Below are 17,996 nucleotides of genomic sequence, written 5' to 3'. Positions count from 1 at the left end.
CCGTCACTCCTCGAAGCGCAGCGCGTTGGCGGGGCACAGGTTGATGGCGTCGCGGGCATGCTCGATCGACTCGCCCGTCACCTCCTCGGTGAGCACCACGACGATGCCGTCGTCGTCCTGGTCGAAGACCTCGCCGGCCACCATCACGCAGTTGCCCGCTTGAATGCAGAACTCGCGTTCGGCGCCCACCCGCTTGCGTTCCTCGGAACTCATCTCAATCTCCCTTGCGCGCCGTGCGCCCCAAGATCACCACGTGACCTTCAACGATGCCAGACCGTAGATGAAATGGAAGCTGCGGAACTGCACATCGGCGAAGTCCTCGGCCAGTCGCAGCGCCGGGAACCGCCGCAGCAGCGCCGGGAAAGCGGTCGCCATCTCCATCCGGGCCAGCGGAGCCCCCAGACAGTGATGCACCCCGTGTCCGAAGCCCACGTGCCCCAGCGCACCGCGGTTGATATCGAAAACGTCGGGGCGGTCGATGAATTCGGGGTCGCGGTTTGCCGACGGCAGAGAGGCGAAGACCAGCGACCCGGCCGGTATCCGGACGCCGGCGACCTCGACGTCGGTGGTGGCCAGCCGCGGGATCGCGGTATGCACGATCGACAGCCAGCGCATCAGCTCCTCGATCGCGGGCGCCACCGCGGCGGGGTCGTCGCGCACGGCCGCGAGCTGGTCGGGGTGACGCAGCAGCGTCAACGTTCCCAGCGCCAGCATGTTCGACGTCGTCTCGTGGCCGGCCAGCAACAGCAGGCTCGCAATGCCGATCAATTCGTCGTCGGTGAGATCCGCGCCGTGCTCACGGATCAACATGCCGAGGATGTCGTCCCGGGGTTCGGACCGGGCCGCGGCCACCAGCGTCCCCATGTAGTCGCGGCCCTCCCGCTGCAGTTGCAGACGTTCCGGGATCGGGATCGACAGGTTGAGCTGACGGGCGCTGCGCCGCTGGAAATCGGCGCGGTCAGCGTAGGGCACGCCGAGCAGCTCACAGATCACCAGCGACGGAACAGGGAGCGCGAAGTGTTCGACCAGGTCGGCGGGCGGACCCGCGGCAGCCATGGCGTCGAGCGCATCGTTGACGATCTCGACAATGCGCGGCTGCAGGCGCTTCATCCGCCGCAACGTGAACTCGCCGGTGAGCATGCGACGCAGCCGTTGGTGCTCGGGCGGGTCGAGCGCCAGCAGGTTGCCCGACCGGGCGCGGGTGAGCTCGTCCTCGTCGACCCCGCTCCCGGGCGCCACCGCACCCGGCGGGCGACGGTTGGAGAAACGATGATGGTCGGACAGCACGGCCTTGACGTCGTCGTACCGCGTCACCAGGTACACCGGCACGCCGAACGCGCCCGTCACCATCGCCACGCCGGTGTCCTGCCGCAACTCCCGCAGCCCGGCGACCGGCTCCAGGCCGTCGCGGCGCATGTGCAGTGGCGGCAGCGGCGGGCCGGCCGTGCGGGCCTCGGTCATGCGTCGACGTTACGGTCTCCGCGCAGGGCCGGCCACCAGACCTTCGGGCCGATCAGCGTGAACAGGGCCGGGATGATCACCGTGCGCACGACGAACGTGTCGAGCAGGATGCCCAGGCCCACGATGATGCCGATCTGGGTCAGCACGATCAGCGGCAGCACACCGAGCACGCAGAACACCGAGGCCAGCACGATGCCGGCGCTGGTGATGACGGCCCCGGTGGCCGACACCGCCCGCACGATGCCGTCGCGGGTCCCGTGCTCGGGTGTCTCCTCGCGGGCCCGGGTGACGAGGAAGATCGTGTAGTCCACGCCGAGGGCCACCAGGAACAGGAACGCGAACAGCGGTGCGGTGACGTCCAGGCCGGGGAACCCGAACACGTGCACGCTGGCCCAGCCGCCGAGGCCCAGCGCGGCCAGCGCGCTCAGCACGGTGACCGCGACCAGGATCAGCGGGGCCAGCGCGGCGCGCAGCAGCACGTACAGCACCGCCAGCACCACGATCAGGATTGCCGGTATCACCACGGCCCGGTCGTGCGCGGCCGCCGCAGCCGCGTCGCGCGCCTTGGCGTCGGAGCCGCCGACCAGGGCCTGCTCGTCGGCGCCGTGGACGTTGTCGCGCAGCGCGTCGATGGTGTCGAACGCTTCGTCGGAGGCGGGCTCGGCGGCCAGCACCACCGACCACTGCGTCAACCCGTCCGGCGACGTACCGGCGGGGTTGGCCGACACCACTCCGGGTGTCTCGGTGATGGCCCGCTGCACGTCCGCGCTGCGGTCGGTGGAGGCGATCACCCGCGTCGGGTCGGTCACCCCGCTGGGGAAATGTGCAGACAACGTCTCGAAGCCGTTCACCGATTCGGCCTCGACGCGGAACTGCTCGGTCTGCGACAGGCCCACGGGGGTGCCGAACAGACCCGTGCACAGCACCGCGAGCGCGCCGATGGCCACCGCCGCGACGGCAGCCGGGCGCCGGGCCACCCCGGCGGCGATCCGGTGCCAGATGCCGGCATCGGTCAGGGCGCGGTCCCCGAGGCGGGGAATGAAGGGCCAGAACAACTTCCGGCCGAACACGCCGAGCAGCGGCGGCAGCACCAGCAGCACGAACACGGCGGCGACCACCAACCCGGACGCGGCCTGCACGCCGAGGCTGCGGGTGCTCGGTGCGACGGCCAGCAGCAGCGTCAACAGCGCCAACACCACGGTGGCGTTGCTGGCGACAATGGCCGGGCCGGCGCGGCGCACCGCCGTGTCCAGTGCCTCCCAGTGAGACTCTCTGCGGCCCAACTCCTCGCGATACCGCGAGATCAGCAGCAGCGCATAGTTCGTGCCGGCCCCGAAGACCAGCACGCTGGTGATGCCCGACGTCGAGCCGTCGGGAGTCATGTCGAACAGTTGGGCGACCGCCGTGCCGAGCACTGCGGCGACCCGGTCGGCGAACCCGATCACGAGCAGCGGCGCCAGCCACAGCACCGGTGACCGGTAGGTGATGATCAGCAGCAGCGCCACCACGGTGGCCGTGACCGCCAGCAGGGTGAAGTTGGCACCGGAGAACGAGTTCGCGATGTCGGCGCCGAATGCGGGCCCGCCGGTGACCTCGGCGCGTAGATCCGTCGGCAGCCCCTCGCCCGCCGCGCTGCGCAGTTCCTCGACCTTGTCGGTCAGCGCGAAGCCGGACAGCTCACTGCTCAGCGGAACGGTCACGACCGCCGCCTCGCCGTCCTCGGAGACCACCCGCGGCGGACCCGACGGCGGTGCGGAGTCCGCGTCGGCGACGGCGAACATCCGCTCGCGTGCCGCGTCGACGGCCGCGAGGTCCTGCGACGTGAGGGTCGACCCGTCCGCACGTGTGACGACCAGGATCGCGGGTACCCGGTCTCCGCCGGGGAACTCCGACCGGACCGTGTCGGCGCGCGCGGATTCCGCCCCCGCCGGAACCGCAACAGGGGACTGCGAACTCGAGTCGCCACCGCCGACCAGACCCATCAGAGCGCCGGACAGGGCCACGATGACCAGGGCGAGCAGCCAAGAGAAACGACGGGACATCACTCCAATATTTCAGAAGATTAATAATTAATCAATTGAAATTCGATAGGGTTGCAGTGTGGACGACATCGACCGGGCGGGGCTGGAGGCGCTGGTGGCCGCGGACGTGCGGGCACTGAGTGCGGCATCTGACCAGATCGGCCACGACTTCGCCGATCTGCACACGCTGACGACCACGGATTTCCGCGCACTGCTGCACGTCATGGTGGCCGAGTCGGCCGGCCGACCGCTGACGGCGGGGGAGCTCAGCCGACGCCTCGGAGTGTCCGGAGCGGCGGTCACCTACCTCGTCGAGCGGATGATCGGGTCAGGCCACCTGTTGCGCGGGACTGACCCGGACGACCGGCGCAAGGTGATGCTGCGCGTCGCCGACCACGGAAGGGCCGTGGCGCGCGAATTCTTCACCCCGTTGGAGCGGCACACCCATGCCGCTCTGTCCGGGCTGCCCGACAGCGATTTGCGCGCGGCGCACCGGGTGTTCGGCGCGTTGATCGACGCGATGGCGCAGTTCCGGGCGCAGTTGGACACCGACCCCGAGCCCGGTGTGTCCCACGGGCCGCCCGGGTCTGGCAGGCTTGGTCGTCGATGAGTGACACGACGGACGGCGGCGCGCCCGCCGAACACGCGGCGGGCCGTGCCACGGCCACGGTCCTGCTGCTCGGAGCAGGCGAACGCAGCCGCGAACTGGTGCTGGCGTTCCAGCACCTGGGCGCTGAGGTCATCGCCGCGGACGAGTACCCAGACGCGCCGGCCCACACCGTGGCCGACCGCTCGGCGGTCCTCACCCTCACGGACGGCGCGGCTCTGACGGCGTTGATCGACGCGGAGAAGCCCGACATCGTCGTCGCCGACACCGGCGCTGTGGCCACCGACGCGTTGATCGCGGTGGCCGAACGCGCCGAGGTCGAGGTGTTCCCGACCCCGCGCAGCGTCCGCCTGTCGCTGGACGGCGAGGGACTGCGACGGCTGGCCGCCGACGAGCTGGGACTGCCTACCGCTCCGTTCTGGTTCGCCGGATCGGTCGAGGAATTGGGGGCGGTCGCCAAGCACGCCGGCTTCCCGCTGGTGGTCAAGCCCGTCGCGGCAGCACCCGGGGAGGGGCAGTCGGTGCTGCTGCGGCCCGACGACATCGAACCCGCCTGGCGCCGCGCTGTCGCCGGCGGTCGGCTGAGTCTGCACCGGGTGATGGCCGAGTCCGTCGTCGAGGTCGACGTCGAGGTGACGCTGTTGACCGTGCGCACGACGGGTCCCGCCGGCCCGGCCGTGTCTTTCTTCGAGCCGATCGGCCACCACGAACTCGACGGCGACACCGTGGAGGCGTGGCAGCCCCAACAACTGTCCGCGGCTGCGCTGGACGCGGCGAAATCGATCGCGGCCCGCATCGTGAACTCGCTGGGCGGCCGCGGCCTGTTCGCCGTGGAGTTGCTGGTGCGCGGAGACGAGGTGTACTTCGCCGACGTCCGACCCCGCCCGCATGACACCGGGCTGGTCACCTTGCGGTCGCAGCGGCTCTCGGAGTTCGAGTTGCACGCCCGGGCCATCCTCGGTCTGCCGGTGGACACGATCATGATCTCCCCCAGCGCGGTCGAGGTGACCTACAGGGCCGTCGAAGGTGCCTCTACCGTCGCGGTCGCCGGCGAGACCCGGCGCCGGGAACTGGCCGAGGCGCTGGCGGTGGCCGAGAGCGATGTCCGGGTCTTCCGCGGGACCGACCAGTCTGCCGGGCGACCCTGGGCCACGGTCGCCACCGCAACCGCGCCGGACGTGATCGTCGCGCGCGACCGGGTCCGCCGCATCGCCGCCGTCCTGCGGAGCCATCGATGACCGAGTCCGAGGAGTCCACCGGCTCCAGCGCCGGCCCGTTCCTGGGGGCGTTGGCCATCATCGTCGCCGTCGTGATCGCAATCTGGCTGTTCAACGTGTTCTCCGGCGACGGACTCACCGAAGAGCAGCAGATAGCGCGCGTCGCGGCAGGCCAGAACGACGCGTTGCAGCGACTCGATTATGCCGATTTCAGGTCGTACTCGTGCGTCGCCTTGCATCGCAGCGAGTCCGAAGTCCTTGACCGGCAACGCGAATCGGAGTCGCAGCGTGGCAACCGGGTGGTGGAGCGCGTGGATGCCGTCGTCATCGAGGGCGACCGGGCCACCGCGGATGTCACCTACTACTTCGACAGCAACCGCGAGGCCAAGGAAACCGTGCCGACCACCTTCGTGCGCGAGGGTGGCGGCTGGAAGGTCTGTTCGCCCGGTCCGAGCTAGCTGTGCGACACTTCCGACCGTGAGTTATGCCGGAGACATCACCCCAGAGCAGGCATGGAAGCTGCTGAGTGAGAATGCCGATGCCGTGCTCGTCGATGTTCGCACCGACGCCGAGTGGCGCTTCGTCGGGGTACCGGATCTGACCGCGCTGCAGCGCGACGCGGTGTTCATCGAATGGAACCGGACCGACGGATCGCGCAACGACGGCTTCGTCGACGATCTGCAGGCCGCCGGGATCACGCCGGGTGAACGGCCCGTGGTGTTCCTGTGCCGCTCGGGCAACCGTTCCATCGGCGCGGCCGAGGCTGCCACCGAGGTTGGTATCGGTCCGTCCTACAACATCCTGGACGGCTTCGAGGGCGACCTCGACGAGAACAAGCACCGGGGAACGACCGGCTGGAAGGCCGTAGGGCTGCCCTGGAAGCAGTCATGAGCATCCGGACGCCACAACCGCTGCCCGAGGGCGTCAGCCAGGAGACCATCGGAGTGCGCGGTGGTCTGCTGCGTTCGGGATTCGAAGAGACCGCCGAGGCGCTGTACCTGACCTCTGGTTACGTCTACGAGAGTGCGGCGGCCGCCGAACAGGCGTTCACCGGCGAGATCGACCGCTACGTCTATTCGCGGTACGGCAACCCGACCATCTCCATGTTCGAGGAGCGGCTGCGCCTCATCGAGGGGGCGCCCGCCTGCTTCGCCACCGCGACGGGCATGTCGGCGGTGTTCACCGCCCTCGGTGCGCTGCTGGCCGCCGGAGACCGGCTGGTCGCGGCGCGCAGCCTGTTCGGGTCCTGCTTCGTGGTCTGCAACGAGATCCTGCCCCGGTGGGGAGTGGAGACGGTGTTCGTCGACGGCGACGACCTGTCCCAGTGGGAGGAGGCGCTCTCGGTCCCGACGCAGGCGGTGTTCTTCGAAACGCCGTCCAACCCGATGCAGCAGCTGGTCGACATCGCCGCCGTCTCCGAGATGGCGCATGGCGCGGGCGCAAAGGTGGTGTTGGACAACGTCTTCGCCACCCCGATTCTGCAGCAGGGCTTCCCGTTGGGCGTCGATGTGGTGGTGTACTCGGGCACCAAGCACATCGACGGTCAGGGACGGGTGCTCGGCGGTGCGATCCTGGGCAGCCGGGAGTTCATCGACGAACCGGTGCAGAAGCTGATGCGCCACACCGGGCCCGGGTTGAGTCCCTTCAATGCGTGGACTCTGCTCAAAGGCCTGGAGACGCTGGCTCTGCGTGTCGGACACCAGAATTCGTCGGCGCAGCGCATCGCCGAGTATCTCGAGCAGCACGCCGCGGTGAACTGGGTGCGTTACCCGTTCCTGACCTCACATCCGCAGTACGACCTGGCCAAGCGCCAGATGACCGGCGGCGGAACGGTGATCACGTTCGAGCTCAAGGGCGGCAGCAAGGAGCGTGCGTTCGAGGTGCTCGACAAGTTGCAGATCGTCGACATCTCCAACAACCTGGGCGATGCCAAGTCGCTGATCACCCACCCGGCCACCACCACCCACCGCGCGATGGGGCCCGAGGGCCGCGCCGCGATCGGCCTGGGCGACGGCGTGGTCCGGATCTCGGTGGGGCTGGAAGGCGTCGACGACCTGATCGCCGATCTGGACCGGGCGCTCGGATAAGTGTCGCGGCGTTCGGAGCAGAAGAAGGCCCGCCGCCGGAAGCGTCAGGCTGCCCGCGAGCAGACCTGGCTCCCTGCGCAGGTCGTCGACGAACTCCAGATCGCCGCGGACCTCGAAGACTTCGATGCTCGCCTGACCGAACGCGGCTGGATGTTCAGCGAGGAGGCCGACGACGACGTGGGGGTGGTGTGGTTCTGGCCGGCGTCGCATGCCGACGTCGCCGACGCCGGCGAACTCGTCGACGCCACCGTGGTGCTGCTGACGCCCGAGGACGGCGGCGAGACGGCGCACGTGATATTCGTCGGCACCGCCGATGATTACCAGTTCGGCCTGGAGGAGCTGTTCGAGTACCTGGACGTCATCGAGGCCTACCGGCTCGGTGAGCCGGTACCCGATTTCGGCTAAGGCTGCTTCGGCCCCTCGACTACACCCAGCGCGGATTGGGCGCGCTGCTCGTACCCCTGCCGCTGGGCGGTGTCGAAGTCCAGGAAGACAGTGTCGAGCCCGAGCTTCCTGTTCAGCCAGCGGCGGCCCCGCGGGCCGAGCATCTGCGCGGCCTGAGCCGTGAAGCGCAGCGCCGGTGGCACCGACACGTGGGTCTTGGGCTTGTCGAGTGTCTTGGCGACCGCGGCGGCGATCTGCTCTGGCTCGACCGGCTTGACCGCGGAGGTCTCGCGCGTGCCGGAGATCAGCTCGGTGCGGGTGAACGGGGGCATCACCACCGACACTTCAACGCCGTGCGGAGCGACCTCGTCGGCCAGCGCCGCGGACAACCCGACCACACCGAACTTGGCGCCGACGTAGACGACCTGGCCGGGCACCGGGATCAGACCGGATAGCGAGGCGATGTTGATGATGTGGCCGCGGCGTCGGGCGATCATGTCGGGCAGCACCAGCTGGCAGCCGGTGATGACGCCGTAGAGGTTCACCTCGATGGACGACCGGATGGCCTGCTCGGACTGGTCCAGGAACGGGCCGATCGGCATGACGCCGGCGTTGTTGATCAGGACGTCGATGTGGCCGCCCCCGTCGGTGCGGGCCTTGTCGAGGAACGTCGCGAAGGACTCCCGGTCGGTGACGTCGAGCGGATACCCCGACACCGGCCCGAGATTGCCCAGCCTGGCCACCGAGGACTCTTGGAGGGCGACGTCGCGGTCGCCGATGACGACGCGCGCGCCGCGCTTGAGGAGGTGTTCTGCGGTGGCGTAGCCGATGCCCCGCGCGGCACCGGTGATCGCGATGGTCTTGCCGCGGATGTTGTCCATGCCGCCGGACTTTACACGTGTCAAGTTTGGCGGGGAAGGGGCTGGCGCGAGGGTCTATGGCGGCGCCGACGAGCCCCTGGGTCGGGAACTGACACCGAGAATTTGGTGCGTCATCGTGTCGGTGGAGGTTGGCATAATAGAACACGTGTTCGATTCGTTGTTTGCCGAGGCGTCTGATGAGGCGGTGGTGGCGTGGATCGAACAGAGCGCGCGGGAGGAGGCGCGGATTTGTGCGCGTCGGTCGGCGGCGATCGCGGAGTTGGTGCACCGCTATGTCGATGAGGACGATGAGCGCGGTGGGTGGGTCTTTGATCCGTGGGCCGCGACGGCTGCGCAGGTCGGCGCGGCGCTGAACATCGGGCAGCGCAAGGCCTCGGGCCAGATGCACATCGCGGTGGCGTTGCGCTACCGGTTGCCCAAGGTCGCGCAGTTGTTCACCGACGGGGTGGTCGGGGCGCGGGTGGTCTCGGAGATCAGTTGGCGGACCCAGTTGGTGGAGGATCCGGCGGCGCTGGCCCAGATCGATGACCGGATGGCGGCGTGCGCGGTGGGTTGGGGCCGCCTCTCGGAGCAGAAGCTCAAATCCGCCATCGATGCGGTGATCGAGCGGTTCGACCCCGACGGGGTGCGGCGTAGCAGGGAGATCCTGCGGCTCCGCGATATCCATGTCGGGGCCAGTGATGATCCCAGCGAGACCGCGGCGCTGTGGGGGCAGTTGCTGGCCAGCGACGGGAGGCTGCTCAAAGCGCGCCTCGCCGAGATGGTCGGTGCGCTGTGCGCCGAGGATCCGCGCCCGGCCGGGGAGCGGCGTTCCGATGCGATGGGGGCGATCATCCGGGGGGAGTTTCATCTGAACTGCCGGTGCGCATCCCCCAACTGTCCGGTGCCCGTCCGGCCGACACGGTCCAACGTGGTGATCAAAGTCATCGCCGATCAGGCCGCGATCGAAGCCGCCCACGCCCTCATCGCCCATGACACCGCCACCGCCGCCCAGAACACCGCCGCCGCCAAAGCTGAGAAGGCCGCCGCCGCCGAGGAGGCTGCTTCAACAGCGGATTCAGCGGCCGACGGCGGCCCCGAGAGCCCCACCGGCCCAGAGGATTGCGCTGCCCCCGAGGACCCTGCTCCCGAGGACTCTGCTGCGCCTGAGGGCCCGGCTGCTGAGGAGCCCGCCGCGGAAGCCGCCGGGGATGCCGAGCGCGAGCCCGAGCCGCAGACGGCCGAGGATGCGGTGACCGAGGTGTCCGAGCCGCAGACGTCCGAGGGTGGCGCTGCTGGCGATTCGGGTGGGGTGGTGGATCGGGGGGCCGCGCTGGGCCTGGATGGGCGGCCGGTGCCGATCGCGCTGCTGGCCGAGATGATCCGCGGCGGGGCGAAGACCTCCGAACTGACCCTGCCCGGCCCCGAGCCCGAGCCGCGGTATCGGCCCTCAGCAGCGCTGGCGGAGTTCGTGCGCATGCGCGATCTGTTCTGCCGCTTCCCCGGCTGCGACATCCCCGCCGAACGCTGCGACATCGACCACACCGTGCCCTACCCGTTCGGACCCACCCACGCCTCCAACCTCAGCTGCAAGTGCCGCGGCCACCACCTGCTCAAAACGTTCTGGTACGGCCCGGGCGGCTGGCGCGACGAACAACATCCCGACGGCAGCCTGATCTGGACCGCCCCCACCGGGCACACCTACATCACCAAACCCGGCAGCCGCCTGTATTTCCCCAGCGCGGCCATCACCACCGCCGACCTGCCCCCACCACCGACACCCCCGCCGGGCTATGCCGCCGGCACCCTGAAAATGCCGCGACGCCGACGCAACCGCGCCGCCGACACCGCCGCGCGCGACAAAGCCGAACGCGCCCACAACGCCGAACAACGCGCCCAACAACAACAACGCGCCCGCGAAAACCAGCGCGCCCGCGAACAACGCGCCCGAGAAAAGAAACTGGGACAGGTGCAACCGCCGCCCGAAACAGGCGCCGACCCACCACCCTTCTGACATTGCAGCGCAACGATTTCCGCGGTCCCGGCGGCGCCTTCTTGGTAGACGACCTCGGCGTCAGTCAGCGCAATGCGCACACCCCAGACTTTGTGGCGTGAGGCAATCGTTCGGTACGTACGCATCGTGCCAGTTCCACCATTGGTAGGGCGCAGATTGCGGGTATCCGTCGGGAGAGTCCTCCCACGTTTCCTGTCGGCCCAGCGCCGTCATGTCGAGAAAGCTCCAGGTGTTGACGAAGGCCTCGTCGCCGCGGTTGTTGATGAAGTAGGTGCGATACACCTGATCACCGCCCTCGCCGGGCCAGCGGATGAACGCGTTGGTGCCGTGGTACTCGTCCACGCCGAAGTCGACGTCGAATGCTCCCCGCTCATCGGGAAGCATTGTGTACCAGGGGATCTTCCACCCCATGCGCTCTTTGATTCGCGTCAGATCCCGCTGCTGCGCGCGCGATGCGTAGACCAGGGTGGTGTCTCTGGCGTTGAGGTGCGCGAGGTTGCCGATGTGGTCGGCCATCAGCGAACAACCGACGCACCCGTGTTCGGGCCAGTCGTCGACGCCCGGATCCATGAAGGCGCGGTACACGATGAGCTGGCGGCGCCCCGCGAAGAGATCCAACAGGTTCACCCGGCCGTCCGGTCCGTCGAACAGGTAGTCGGCGCGTACCGGCGTCCACGGCATCCGGCGGCGCATCGCCGCCATCGCGTCGCGGGCCCGTGTCAGCTCCTTCTCTTTGACCAGCAGTTCCGCCAGTGCGGTTTCCCAGTCCGCCGGCGGCACGATCGCGGGAATGTCCATCAGCCTCTGCCCTCCCAAAATATTAAACAAAGTAGTTGAATGTCTGCCTCCAGCTCACCACGGGCAGGCCGCTATAGTCAACAAGATGGTTGAAGATTCGGTGCTCGACCGCGCGTACGGGGCGCTCGCCGATCCCACCCGCCGGCGATTGCTCGAAGCGCTGCGGAACGGCGATGCGCGCATCACCGATCTCGCAGAGCCGCTTCCGATGTCGTTCGCAGGGGTTTCGCGCCACGTCGGAGTGCTGGAGGCGGCGGGCCTGGTCCGGCGGGAAGTCCGAGGCCGCGAACATTGGCTGTCGTTACAGCCCCACGCCCTCGACCACGCCCGGCAGTGGATGGAGGAACAGACCGAGTTCTGGTCGACGCGCGCCGATGCGCTGTCGGAACGTCTGCTCAGAAAGAAGCGCAGCCGGTGACCGCCGCGCCCGTGGTCCGTGTCCAGCGCACCCTGCCCGCTCCGCCCGGGGACGTGTTCGACGAATGGCTGGATCCCGACGCTCTGCTGGACTGGATGTGTCCCCGTCCGTCGCGCTGCGTGGCGGTGCACATCGACGCGCGGGTCGGTGGACGCGTCCGGTTCGACGTCGACGACGAGGGAACCCGGGTGATCATCACCGGACAGTTCCTCGACATCGACCGGCCACATCTGTTGCGGTTCACCTGGAGTCACTCGGGGTGGAGCGACCCGACGGTGACGAGCATCGTGCGGGTCGCGTTCGAACCCGTCGGCGACACCGAGACGCTGATGTCCATCGAGCATTCGCTGCTGCCGGCCGAGGCGTTCGACGACCACGATCACGGCTGGGCCGTGACCGCCGATCAGCTGCTGGCCCTGCTGCCGCGGCGCGCGGATGCGCCGGCCGGCCGTGGATGAACTGCACTTCGTGCCGGTCGGTCAGGACGACCCGCTGGCCGCGCCGCTGATCGACGAGCTCGCCGTGGAATACGCCGACCGCTACGGCGGGCGCCGCGAGAGAGTGCACGCCTGGCTGCGCAGATACCCGGCCGCGGAATTCGAGCCGCCCCACGGGGCCCTGCTGGTCGGACTGCTCGACGGTCGACCTGTGACTGGTGGCGCCTTTCGCCGGTTCGACGACGACACCGCCGAACTGAAGCGGATCTGGACCGATGCGCGGCACCGCCGCCGGGGCCACGGGCGGGCCCTGGTGTCGCGGCTGGAAACCGACATCGCCGTCGCCGGCTATCGCCGGATCTATCTGACCACCGGCGACCGGCAGCCCGAGGCGGTGGCGCTCTACGAGTCTCTGGGCTACACGCGGCTGGCCGCGCCATTGCCGACCGACGGAGACGAGGTCTACCCGGTGGCGTTCCTCAAAGAGCTGGCCCCTCCGCCGACACGCCCTGCGCGACGGCCCCGCTCTATAGGCTGAAACCCGTGTCGGAAGCCACCGTCGGTGTGATGCTGCTGGGCGCTGCCGCACTGACGTTCGTCATCGGGGGCGTGTCCCGGCTGCTCGTGGGGCGCTACCGCCAGAGCCGAGCGGTCCGCGCTCTGGTGCACATGTTCCGCCGCACCGGTATCGCCCGGGTGTTCTTCGGGCGGTTCGAAGGCGACGTGCTCGACGACGACGAGATCGACACGATGATCTTGATGCCGTCGATCGTGGTCGCCTGCGGGCTGTGCCTGACGGCGTTGTTCCTGCTGGGCTACGACACCCTGGCGTGAGCAGCGGCGACGGCGTCGCGCACCGGGCCCCGCCACACCGGGCCGTGTCCGGGCAGCAGTACGTCGCAATCGAGCATCCCCAAAGCGTCCAGGCTGCGACGGCAGGCGTGCTCGTCATGGTTGAACACCGACGGCAGCAGCTGCGGGCCCGGTCGCGCGGCCACCGGATGGCCGGTGACCAGTGCGTCCCCGCTGACCAGCACCCCGTCCACCAGGTAGGAGCAGTGACCGCCGGTGTGTCCGGGCGTCGGCACCGGCATCGGCGCGCCCGGGAGGCCGGCCGCCACGTCGGCGGTCAGCGGCTGTGCGCCGGGGATCCCCGCGTGGGTCAGCGCTCCTTTGCGCATGATCGCGACCGACCAGGCCAGCCAACGCGGTTGCCACGCGTGGGCGGCGATCTGCAGCGGCGCGGCCTGCTCGAGGTACTCGCGGCGGGTGTGCCCGACCTCGTCGGCGTGGCAGTACACCGGCACCCCGTGGGTGTCGGCGAACCAGATCGCGGTGCCGAGGTGGTCGACGTGGGCATGGGTCAACACGATCGCGCGCACGTCGGCCGGACCGAAACCGATCTGCCGCAACGAATTCAGCACATCGTCACGACTGCCGGGGAAGCCTGCGTCGATCATCATGACTCCGCCCCCGCTATCGATGTCGCCGGCCACCAGCGTCCAGTTGACCAGGTCGGTCTCAACGAAATGAACGCGGTCGGTGATGGCTGTCAGCGCCGGGGCCATTCGGCGAGTGTAGAAACATAGTTATGGCTGAACTGAAACTGGGCTACAAGGCGTCGGCGGAGCAGTTCGCGCCGCGGGAACTCGTCGAACTCGCTGTCGCCGCCGAAGAGCACGGCATGGACAGCGCTACCGTCAGCGACCACTTCCAGCCGTGGCGCCACGAGGGCGGTCACGCGCCGTTCTCCCTGGCGTGGATGACGGCGGTGGGGGAGCGCACCAAGCACCTCACGCTCGGCACCTCGGTGCTGACCCCGACGTTCCGCTACAACCCCGCCGTCATCGCCCAGGCGTTCGCGACCATGGCGTGCCTGTACCCCGGCCGCATCTTCCTCGGCGTCGGCACCGGCGAGGCGCTCAACGAGATCGCCACCGGCTACGAGGGCGAGTGGCCCGAGTTCAAGGAGCGCTTCGCCCGGCTCCGCGAGTCGGTGCGGCTGATGCGTGAGCTTTGGCTCGGTGACCGCGTCGATTTCGACGGCGACTACTACCGCCTCAAGGGCGCGTCGATCTACGACGTCCCCGACGGCGGGGTGCCCGTCTACATCGCTGCGGGCGGCCCCGTCGTCGCCAAGTACGCCGGCCGGGCCGGGGACGGGTTCATCTGTACGTCGGGCAAGGGCGCAGAGCTCTACCAGGACAAACTCATCCCCGCGGTGAAAGAGGGCGCCGAGAAGGCCGACCGCGACGTCGCCGACATCGACCGGATGATCGAGATCAAGATCTCTTACGACACCGATCCCGACCTGGCGCTGGAGAACACCCGGTTCTGGGCGCCGCTGTCGTTGACCGCCGAGCAGAAGCACTCCATCGACGACCCGATGGAGATGGAGAAGGCCGCCGATGAGCTGCCGATCGAGCAGGTCGCCAAGCGGTGGATCGTGGCGTCGGACCCCGACGAGGCCGTCGCCAAGGTGAAGGACTACGTCGACTGGGGTCTCAACCACCTCGTCTTCCACGCGCCGGGGCACGACCAGCGCCGCTTCCTCGAGCTTTTTCAGCGGGACCTGGAACCCAGGCTCAGACGCCTCGGCTGACGTCGACGACGCGAGATGATGCGAATTCTCGCGACGGTGTCGGGCGGAGGGGCCCTGGCCGTCGCGGTGGTGGCGCTGGTCGCCCGGTATCTACCGATCACCAGCCACGCCACGATGATCCTCGCGGTCGCGGCGCCGTTCCTGTCGGTGGCCGCACCGGTGGCCATGGTGGTGCTGGCGCTGGGCCGACGGTGGGTCCTGACGCTGGTCGCCGTGGTGGTGACCGTGGCGACGTTGTGGATCTACGTCCCGCGCTATCTCGGGCCGCCGACGGCGCCCAACCCTGCCGTCGACGTGCGCGTCCTCACCGCCAATCTCGCTAAGGGGCAGGCGGATTCGCAAGCCTTCGTGGCCCTCGCGGATGCAGCGGCCGACGTGGTCGCGGTGCAGGAGATGACCCAGGAGGCCGCCGACGGCCTGTCCGCGGCCGGGATGAACACCGCCTTCCCGTACCGGGTGGTGCTGCCCGCGCCGCAGGCGTCCGGGATCGGCATCTGGAGCCGCCACCCGATCGTGCATTCCGGCCGGATCGACGGCTACTCGCTGCCGATGCTCGGGACCCGGATCCGGATTCCGGGAGTGGTCGTCGACACCACGGTGCTGTCCGTGCACCTCGCCGCGCCCTGGCCGCAGCCGATCGATTACTGGCGGCGCGACCTCGCGGCGTTTCCGGAAACGCTGCGGGACATGGCCGAACGCGCCGGGGCCGGTGCGGTGATCGTGGCCGGCGACTTCAACACCACCGTCGACATGGCGCCGTTCCGCGAATTGCTCGAGCAAGGCTACGACGACGCCGGGGTGCAGGCCGGCGGCGGTGCTGCCCGCACCTATCCGGGACGGGGGATGATTCCACCGCTCATCGGGATCGATCACATCCTGGTGCGTAACGCCACCGCGGCGACCGTGCACGCGGTGGCGGTACCCGGAGCCGACCACCGCGCGCTGCATGCCACGGTGCGGGTGCCGGTGGACATCACCGCGAGCTGACCGACCGAGCCGAAGGGCCCGTATCAGTAGGCTGTGGTCTGTGACGACAGCGATCTACATCGCCTCGCCGGAGGGTGACACCGGAAAGTCGACGATCGCGCTGGGCATCCTGCATCGCCTCGCGGCCACCGTCGCCAAGGTCGGGGTGTTCCGTCCGATCACCCGCCTGGGTGAAGACCGTGACTACATCTTGGAGCTGTTGCTGGGCCAGACCACCGCCGGTCTGTCCTACGAGGACTGTGTCGGGGTCGGTTACCAGCAGCTGCACGAGGACCGGGAGGCCGCACTCGGCGACATCGTCGACCGCTACCACCGGGTGGCCGACCAGTGCGACGCCGTGCTCATCGTCGGCAGCGACTACACCGATGTCGCGACACCCAGCGAGCTGTCGACCAACGCGCAGATCGCGGCGAACCTGGGCGCGCCGGTGATCCTGGCCGTGAAGGGAAAGGACCGCACGCCGGAGCGCATCGCCGCGGTGGTCGATGTCTGCGTCGACGAGATCGCGGCCCAGCATGCCCACACCGCCGCGGTGGTGGTCAACCGCTGCGATCCCGGCCAGATGGCCGCCGTGGCCTCCGCGCTGGCCGACGGTCAGCCGCGCACCTACGTCATTCCGGAGGAGCCGCTGCTGTTCGCGCCCTCGGTCGGCGAGCTGCAAACCGCTGTCGAAGGCACCCTGGTGCGGGGCGACCGGGCGTTGCTCGCTCGTGTGGCCCTCGACGTCCTGGTGGCCGGCATGACCGCCGAACACGTGCTCGAACGCCTGACCGAGGGTGTCGCCGTCATCACCCCCGGCGACCGCTCCGACGTGGTGCTCGCCGTGCTCAGCGCCCATGCCGCAGAGGGATTCCCGTCACTGTCGTGCGTCATCCTCAATGGCGGGCTGCAGATGCATCCGGCCATCAACTCGCTGGTGACCGGTCTCGGGCTGGGCGTCCCCGTCATCGAGACGCGCTTCGGCACCTTCGAGACCGCCGGGCGGGTGGCCGCGACCCGCGGCCGGGTGACCTCGCAGTCCCACCGCAAGATCGACACCGCACTGGCTCTGATGGAAGCACACGTCGACGTCGCGGATCTGTTGGCGCAGCTCGCCATTCCGATCCCGTCGGTCGTCACCCCGCAGATGTTCACCCATCAGCTGATCGAACAGGCCCGTGCCGACCGCAAACACATCGTGCTGCCCGAAGGCGATGACGACCGCATCCTCACCGCCGCCGGCCGGTTGCTGCAGCGAGGCGTGGCGGATCTGACGATCCTGGGCGAGGAGTCACAGGTGCGGGCCCGGGCCGCGGAGCTGGGGCTGGACCTGTCGGCGGCCGCGGTGCTCGACCCGCGCCGCAGCGAGTTGTGCGACCAGTTCGCCGAGCAGTACGCGGAGCTGCGGAAGCACAAGGGCGTCACCGTCGAACAGGCCCGCGAGATCATCCACGATGTGTCCTACTTCGGCACCATGCTCGTCTACAACGACATGGTCGACGGCATGGTTTCGGGAGCCCGGCACACTACTGCGCACACGGTGCGGCCCGCGTTCGAGATCATCAAGACCCAGCCCGACGTGTCCACCGTGTCGAGCATCTTCCTCATGTGCCTGGCCGATGAGGTGCTGGCCTACGGGGACTGCGCGATCGTGCCCGACCCGACCGCCGAGCAACTCGCCGACATCGCGGTGTCGTCGGCACGCACCGCCGCGAAGTTCGGAATTGAACCGCGGGTGGCGATGCTGTCCTACTCCACGGGCACGTCGGGATCCGGGGCGGAGGTCGAAAAGGTCAGGAAGGCAACCGAACTCGTGCGTTCCCGGGCTCCTGAGCTGCTGGTGGAGGGCCCGATCCAGTACGACGCCGCGGTGGAGCCGTCGGTGGCTGCGACCAAGATGCCCGATTCCGAGGTGGCCGGCCACGCCACCGTGCTGATCTTTCCCGACCTCAACACGGGGAACAACACCTACAAGGCGGTGCAGCGCAGCGCCGGGGCGATCGCGATCGGTCCGGTGCTGCAGGGACTCAACAAGCCCGTCAACGACCTGTCCCGCGGCGCGCTGGTGGAGGACATCGTCAACACCGTGGCGATCACCGCGATCCAGGCGCAGGGGTGACCGTG

The 17,996-nt window shown here is 69.0% G+C and carries 20 protein-coding genes; 14 read left to right on the top strand and 6 right to left on the bottom strand.

The window, feature by feature from the left end; genetic code table 11:
- Window positions 1-3 precede the first annotated feature (3 nt).
- Genes G6N31_RS19140 through G6N31_RS19130 form a run of 3 tightly spaced genes read right to left on the bottom strand, consistent with a single transcriptional unit; the run spans window position 4 to window position 3,503 of the window.
- Complete coding sequence (locus G6N31_RS19140) at window positions 4-213, bottom strand: ferredoxin (protein WP_098005564.1); 210 nt, start codon at window positions 211-213, stop codon at window positions 4-6.
- A 33-nt stretch (window positions 214-246) separates the two neighbouring features.
- Window positions 247-1,461 (bottom strand): cytochrome P450, encoded by a 1,215-nt coding sequence (locus G6N31_RS19135; protein WP_098005566.1) that lies wholly within the window; start codon window positions 1,459-1,461, stop codon window positions 247-249.
- Window positions 1,458-3,503, bottom strand: coding sequence for an MMPL family transporter (locus G6N31_RS19130; protein ID WP_098005568.1), 2,046 nt, complete (start codon window positions 3,501-3,503; stop codon window positions 1,458-1,460). The genes G6N31_RS19135 and G6N31_RS19130 overlap by 4 nt, the downstream gene beginning before the upstream one ends.
- A gap of 58 nt (window positions 3,504-3,561) precedes the next feature.
- Between G6N31_RS19130 and G6N31_RS19125 the strand changes: the two genes are divergently transcribed.
- Genes G6N31_RS19125 through G6N31_RS19100 form a run of 6 tightly spaced genes read left to right on the top strand, consistent with a single transcriptional unit; the run spans window position 3,562 to window position 7,798 of the window.
- A complete protein-coding gene (locus tag G6N31_RS19125; protein WP_098005570.1) occupies window positions 3,562-4,092 on the top strand; it encodes a MarR family winged helix-turn-helix transcriptional regulator in 531 nt (176 codons plus the stop codon).
- Window positions 4,089-5,327: a formate-dependent phosphoribosylglycinamide formyltransferase gene (gene purT / locus G6N31_RS19120; RefSeq protein ID WP_098005572.1), complete on the top strand. Its 1,239-nt coding sequence runs from the start codon at window positions 4,089-4,091 to the stop codon at window positions 5,325-5,327. Before G6N31_RS19125 ends, purT begins: the two co-directional genes overlap by 4 nt.
- Window positions 5,324-5,764 carry an Rv0361 family membrane protein gene (locus tag G6N31_RS19115; protein ID WP_098005574.1) on the top strand — a complete coding sequence of 147 codons (441 nt, stop codon included), beginning with the start codon at window positions 5,324-5,326 and terminating at the stop codon, window positions 5,762-5,764. Before purT ends, G6N31_RS19115 begins: the two co-directional genes overlap by 4 nt.
- A 19-nt stretch (window positions 5,765-5,783) precedes the next feature.
- Entirely contained in the window at window positions 5,784-6,197 is a 414-nt protein-coding gene (locus G6N31_RS19110) for a rhodanese-like domain-containing protein (RefSeq protein WP_098005576.1), read from the top strand.
- Window positions 6,194-7,393, top strand: coding sequence for an O-succinylhomoserine sulfhydrylase (locus tag G6N31_RS19105; protein ID WP_098005578.1), 1,200 nt, complete (start codon window positions 6,194-6,196; stop codon window positions 7,391-7,393). Before G6N31_RS19110 ends, G6N31_RS19105 begins: the two co-directional genes overlap by 4 nt.
- Window positions 7,394-7,798 (top strand): hypothetical protein, encoded by a 405-nt coding sequence (locus G6N31_RS19100; RefSeq protein ID WP_098005580.1) that lies wholly within the window; start codon window positions 7,394-7,396, stop codon window positions 7,796-7,798.
- Here the strand turns inward: G6N31_RS19100 and G6N31_RS19095 are convergent.
- Window positions 7,795-8,658, bottom strand: coding sequence for an SDR family oxidoreductase (locus G6N31_RS19095; protein ID WP_098005582.1), 864 nt, complete (start codon window positions 8,656-8,658; stop codon window positions 7,795-7,797). The two genes, G6N31_RS19100 and G6N31_RS19095, sit on opposite strands and share 4 nt — an antisense overlap.
- A 145-nt stretch (window positions 8,659-8,803) precedes the next feature.
- On the opposite strand from G6N31_RS19095, the gene G6N31_RS19090 reads away from it, so the two are divergent.
- Window positions 8,804-10,651: an HNH endonuclease signature motif containing protein gene (locus tag G6N31_RS19090; protein ID WP_244962245.1), complete on the top strand. Its 1,848-nt coding sequence runs from the start codon at window positions 8,804-8,806 to the stop codon at window positions 10,649-10,651.
- Between the two features lie 60 nt (window positions 10,652-10,711).
- Here the strand turns inward: G6N31_RS19090 and G6N31_RS19085 are convergent, their stop codons facing one another.
- Window positions 10,712-11,449: a DUF899 domain-containing protein gene (locus G6N31_RS19085; protein WP_098001046.1), complete on the bottom strand. Its 738-nt coding sequence runs from the start codon at window positions 11,447-11,449 to the stop codon at window positions 10,712-10,714.
- An 85-nt stretch (window positions 11,450-11,534) separates the two neighbouring features.
- Between G6N31_RS19085 and G6N31_RS19080 the strand changes: the two genes are divergently transcribed.
- From G6N31_RS19080 to G6N31_RS19065, 4 genes are read left to right on the top strand one after another with little or no spacing between them, the layout of a single operon-like run.
- The gene (locus G6N31_RS19080; protein ID WP_098001044.1) at window positions 11,535-11,867 is read left to right on the top strand and encodes an ArsR/SmtB family transcription factor; all 333 of its coding nucleotides are present in this window, start codon (window positions 11,535-11,537) and stop codon (window positions 11,865-11,867) included.
- The gene (locus G6N31_RS19075) at window positions 11,864-12,325 is read left to right on the top strand and encodes an SRPBCC family protein (RefSeq protein WP_098001042.1); all 462 of its coding nucleotides are present in this window, start codon (window positions 11,864-11,866) and stop codon (window positions 12,323-12,325) included. Before G6N31_RS19080 ends, G6N31_RS19075 begins: the two co-directional genes overlap by 4 nt.
- Window positions 12,303-12,842 (top strand): GNAT family N-acetyltransferase, encoded by a 540-nt coding sequence (locus G6N31_RS19070; protein WP_098001040.1) that lies wholly within the window; start codon window positions 12,303-12,305, stop codon window positions 12,840-12,842. Before G6N31_RS19075 ends, G6N31_RS19070 begins: the two co-directional genes overlap by 23 nt.
- 5 nt (window positions 12,843-12,847) lie before the next feature.
- Complete coding sequence (locus G6N31_RS19065; RefSeq protein ID WP_098001038.1) at window positions 12,848-13,138, top strand: hypothetical protein; 291 nt, start codon at window positions 12,848-12,850, stop codon at window positions 13,136-13,138.
- Here the strand turns inward: G6N31_RS19065 and G6N31_RS19060 are convergent.
- Window positions 13,120-13,872 (bottom strand): MBL fold metallo-hydrolase, encoded by a 753-nt coding sequence (locus G6N31_RS19060; RefSeq protein ID WP_098001036.1) that lies wholly within the window; start codon window positions 13,870-13,872, stop codon window positions 13,120-13,122. The genes G6N31_RS19065 and G6N31_RS19060 overlap by 19 nt on opposite strands.
- A gap of 23 nt (window positions 13,873-13,895) precedes the next feature.
- On the opposite strand from G6N31_RS19060, the gene fgd reads away from it, so the two are divergent.
- The 3 genes from fgd to pta are packed head-to-tail and all read left to right on the top strand — an operon-like array spanning window position 13,896 to window position 17,991.
- Window positions 13,896-14,906: a glucose-6-phosphate dehydrogenase (coenzyme-F420) gene (gene fgd, locus G6N31_RS19055; RefSeq protein WP_098001034.1), complete on the top strand. Its 1,011-nt coding sequence runs from the start codon at window positions 13,896-13,898 to the stop codon at window positions 14,904-14,906.
- 15 nt (window positions 14,907-14,921) lie between these two features.
- Complete coding sequence (locus tag G6N31_RS19050) at window positions 14,922-15,893, top strand: endonuclease/exonuclease/phosphatase family protein (RefSeq protein ID WP_098001032.1); 972 nt, start codon at window positions 14,922-14,924, stop codon at window positions 15,891-15,893.
- 40 nt (window positions 15,894-15,933) lie between these two features.
- On the top strand, window positions 15,934-17,991 hold the full coding sequence (pta, locus tag G6N31_RS19045; RefSeq protein WP_234815150.1) for a phosphate acetyltransferase: 2,058 nt from the start codon (window positions 15,934-15,936) through the stop codon (window positions 17,989-17,991).
- Window positions 17,992-17,996 lie beyond the last annotated feature (5 nt).

It is taken from the genome of Mycolicibacterium duvalii (assembly GCF_010726645.1).
Lineage (GTDB): Bacteria > Actinomycetota > Actinomycetes > Mycobacteriales > Mycobacteriaceae > Mycobacterium > Mycobacterium duvalii.
This window is presented reverse-complemented; position numbering and strand designations above follow the sequence as displayed.

Coding starts and splice junctions, on each gene's coding strand:
- G6N31_RS19140 (WP_098005564.1), bottom strand. CDS start 213: ATGAGTTCCGAGGAACGCAAGCGGGTGGGCGCCGAACGCGAGTTCTGC.
- G6N31_RS19135 (WP_098005566.1), bottom strand. CDS start 1,461: ATGACCGAGGCCCGCACGGCCGGCCCGCCGCTGCCGCCACTGCACATG.
- G6N31_RS19130 (WP_098005568.1), bottom strand. CDS start 3,503: ATGTCCCGTCGTTTCTCTTGGCTGCTCGCCCTGGTCATCGTGGCCCTG.
- purT (WP_098005572.1), top strand. CDS start 4,089: ATGAGTGACACGACGGACGGCGGCGCGCCCGCCGAACACGCGGCGGGC.
- G6N31_RS19115 (WP_098005574.1), top strand. CDS start 5,324: ATGACCGAGTCCGAGGAGTCCACCGGCTCCAGCGCCGGCCCGTTCCTG.
- G6N31_RS19105 (WP_098005578.1), top strand. CDS start 6,194: ATGAGCATCCGGACGCCACAACCGCTGCCCGAGGGCGTCAGCCAGGAG.
- G6N31_RS19095 (WP_098005582.1), bottom strand. CDS start 8,658: ATGGACAACATCCGCGGCAAGACCATCGCGATCACCGGTGCCGCGCGG.
- G6N31_RS19085 (WP_098001046.1), bottom strand. CDS start 11,449: ATGGACATTCCCGCGATCGTGCCGCCGGCGGACTGGGAAACCGCACTG.
- G6N31_RS19080 (WP_098001044.1), top strand. CDS start 11,535: ATGGTTGAAGATTCGGTGCTCGACCGCGCGTACGGGGCGCTCGCCGAT.
- G6N31_RS19070 (WP_098001040.1), top strand. CDS start 12,303: ATGCGCCGGCCGGCCGTGGATGAACTGCACTTCGTGCCGGTCGGTCAG.
- G6N31_RS19060 (WP_098001036.1), bottom strand. CDS start 13,872: ATGGCCCCGGCGCTGACAGCCATCACCGACCGCGTTCATTTCGTTGAG.
- fgd (WP_098001034.1), top strand. CDS start 13,896: ATGGCTGAACTGAAACTGGGCTACAAGGCGTCGGCGGAGCAGTTCGCG.
- G6N31_RS19050 (WP_098001032.1), top strand. CDS start 14,922: ATGATGCGAATTCTCGCGACGGTGTCGGGCGGAGGGGCCCTGGCCGTC.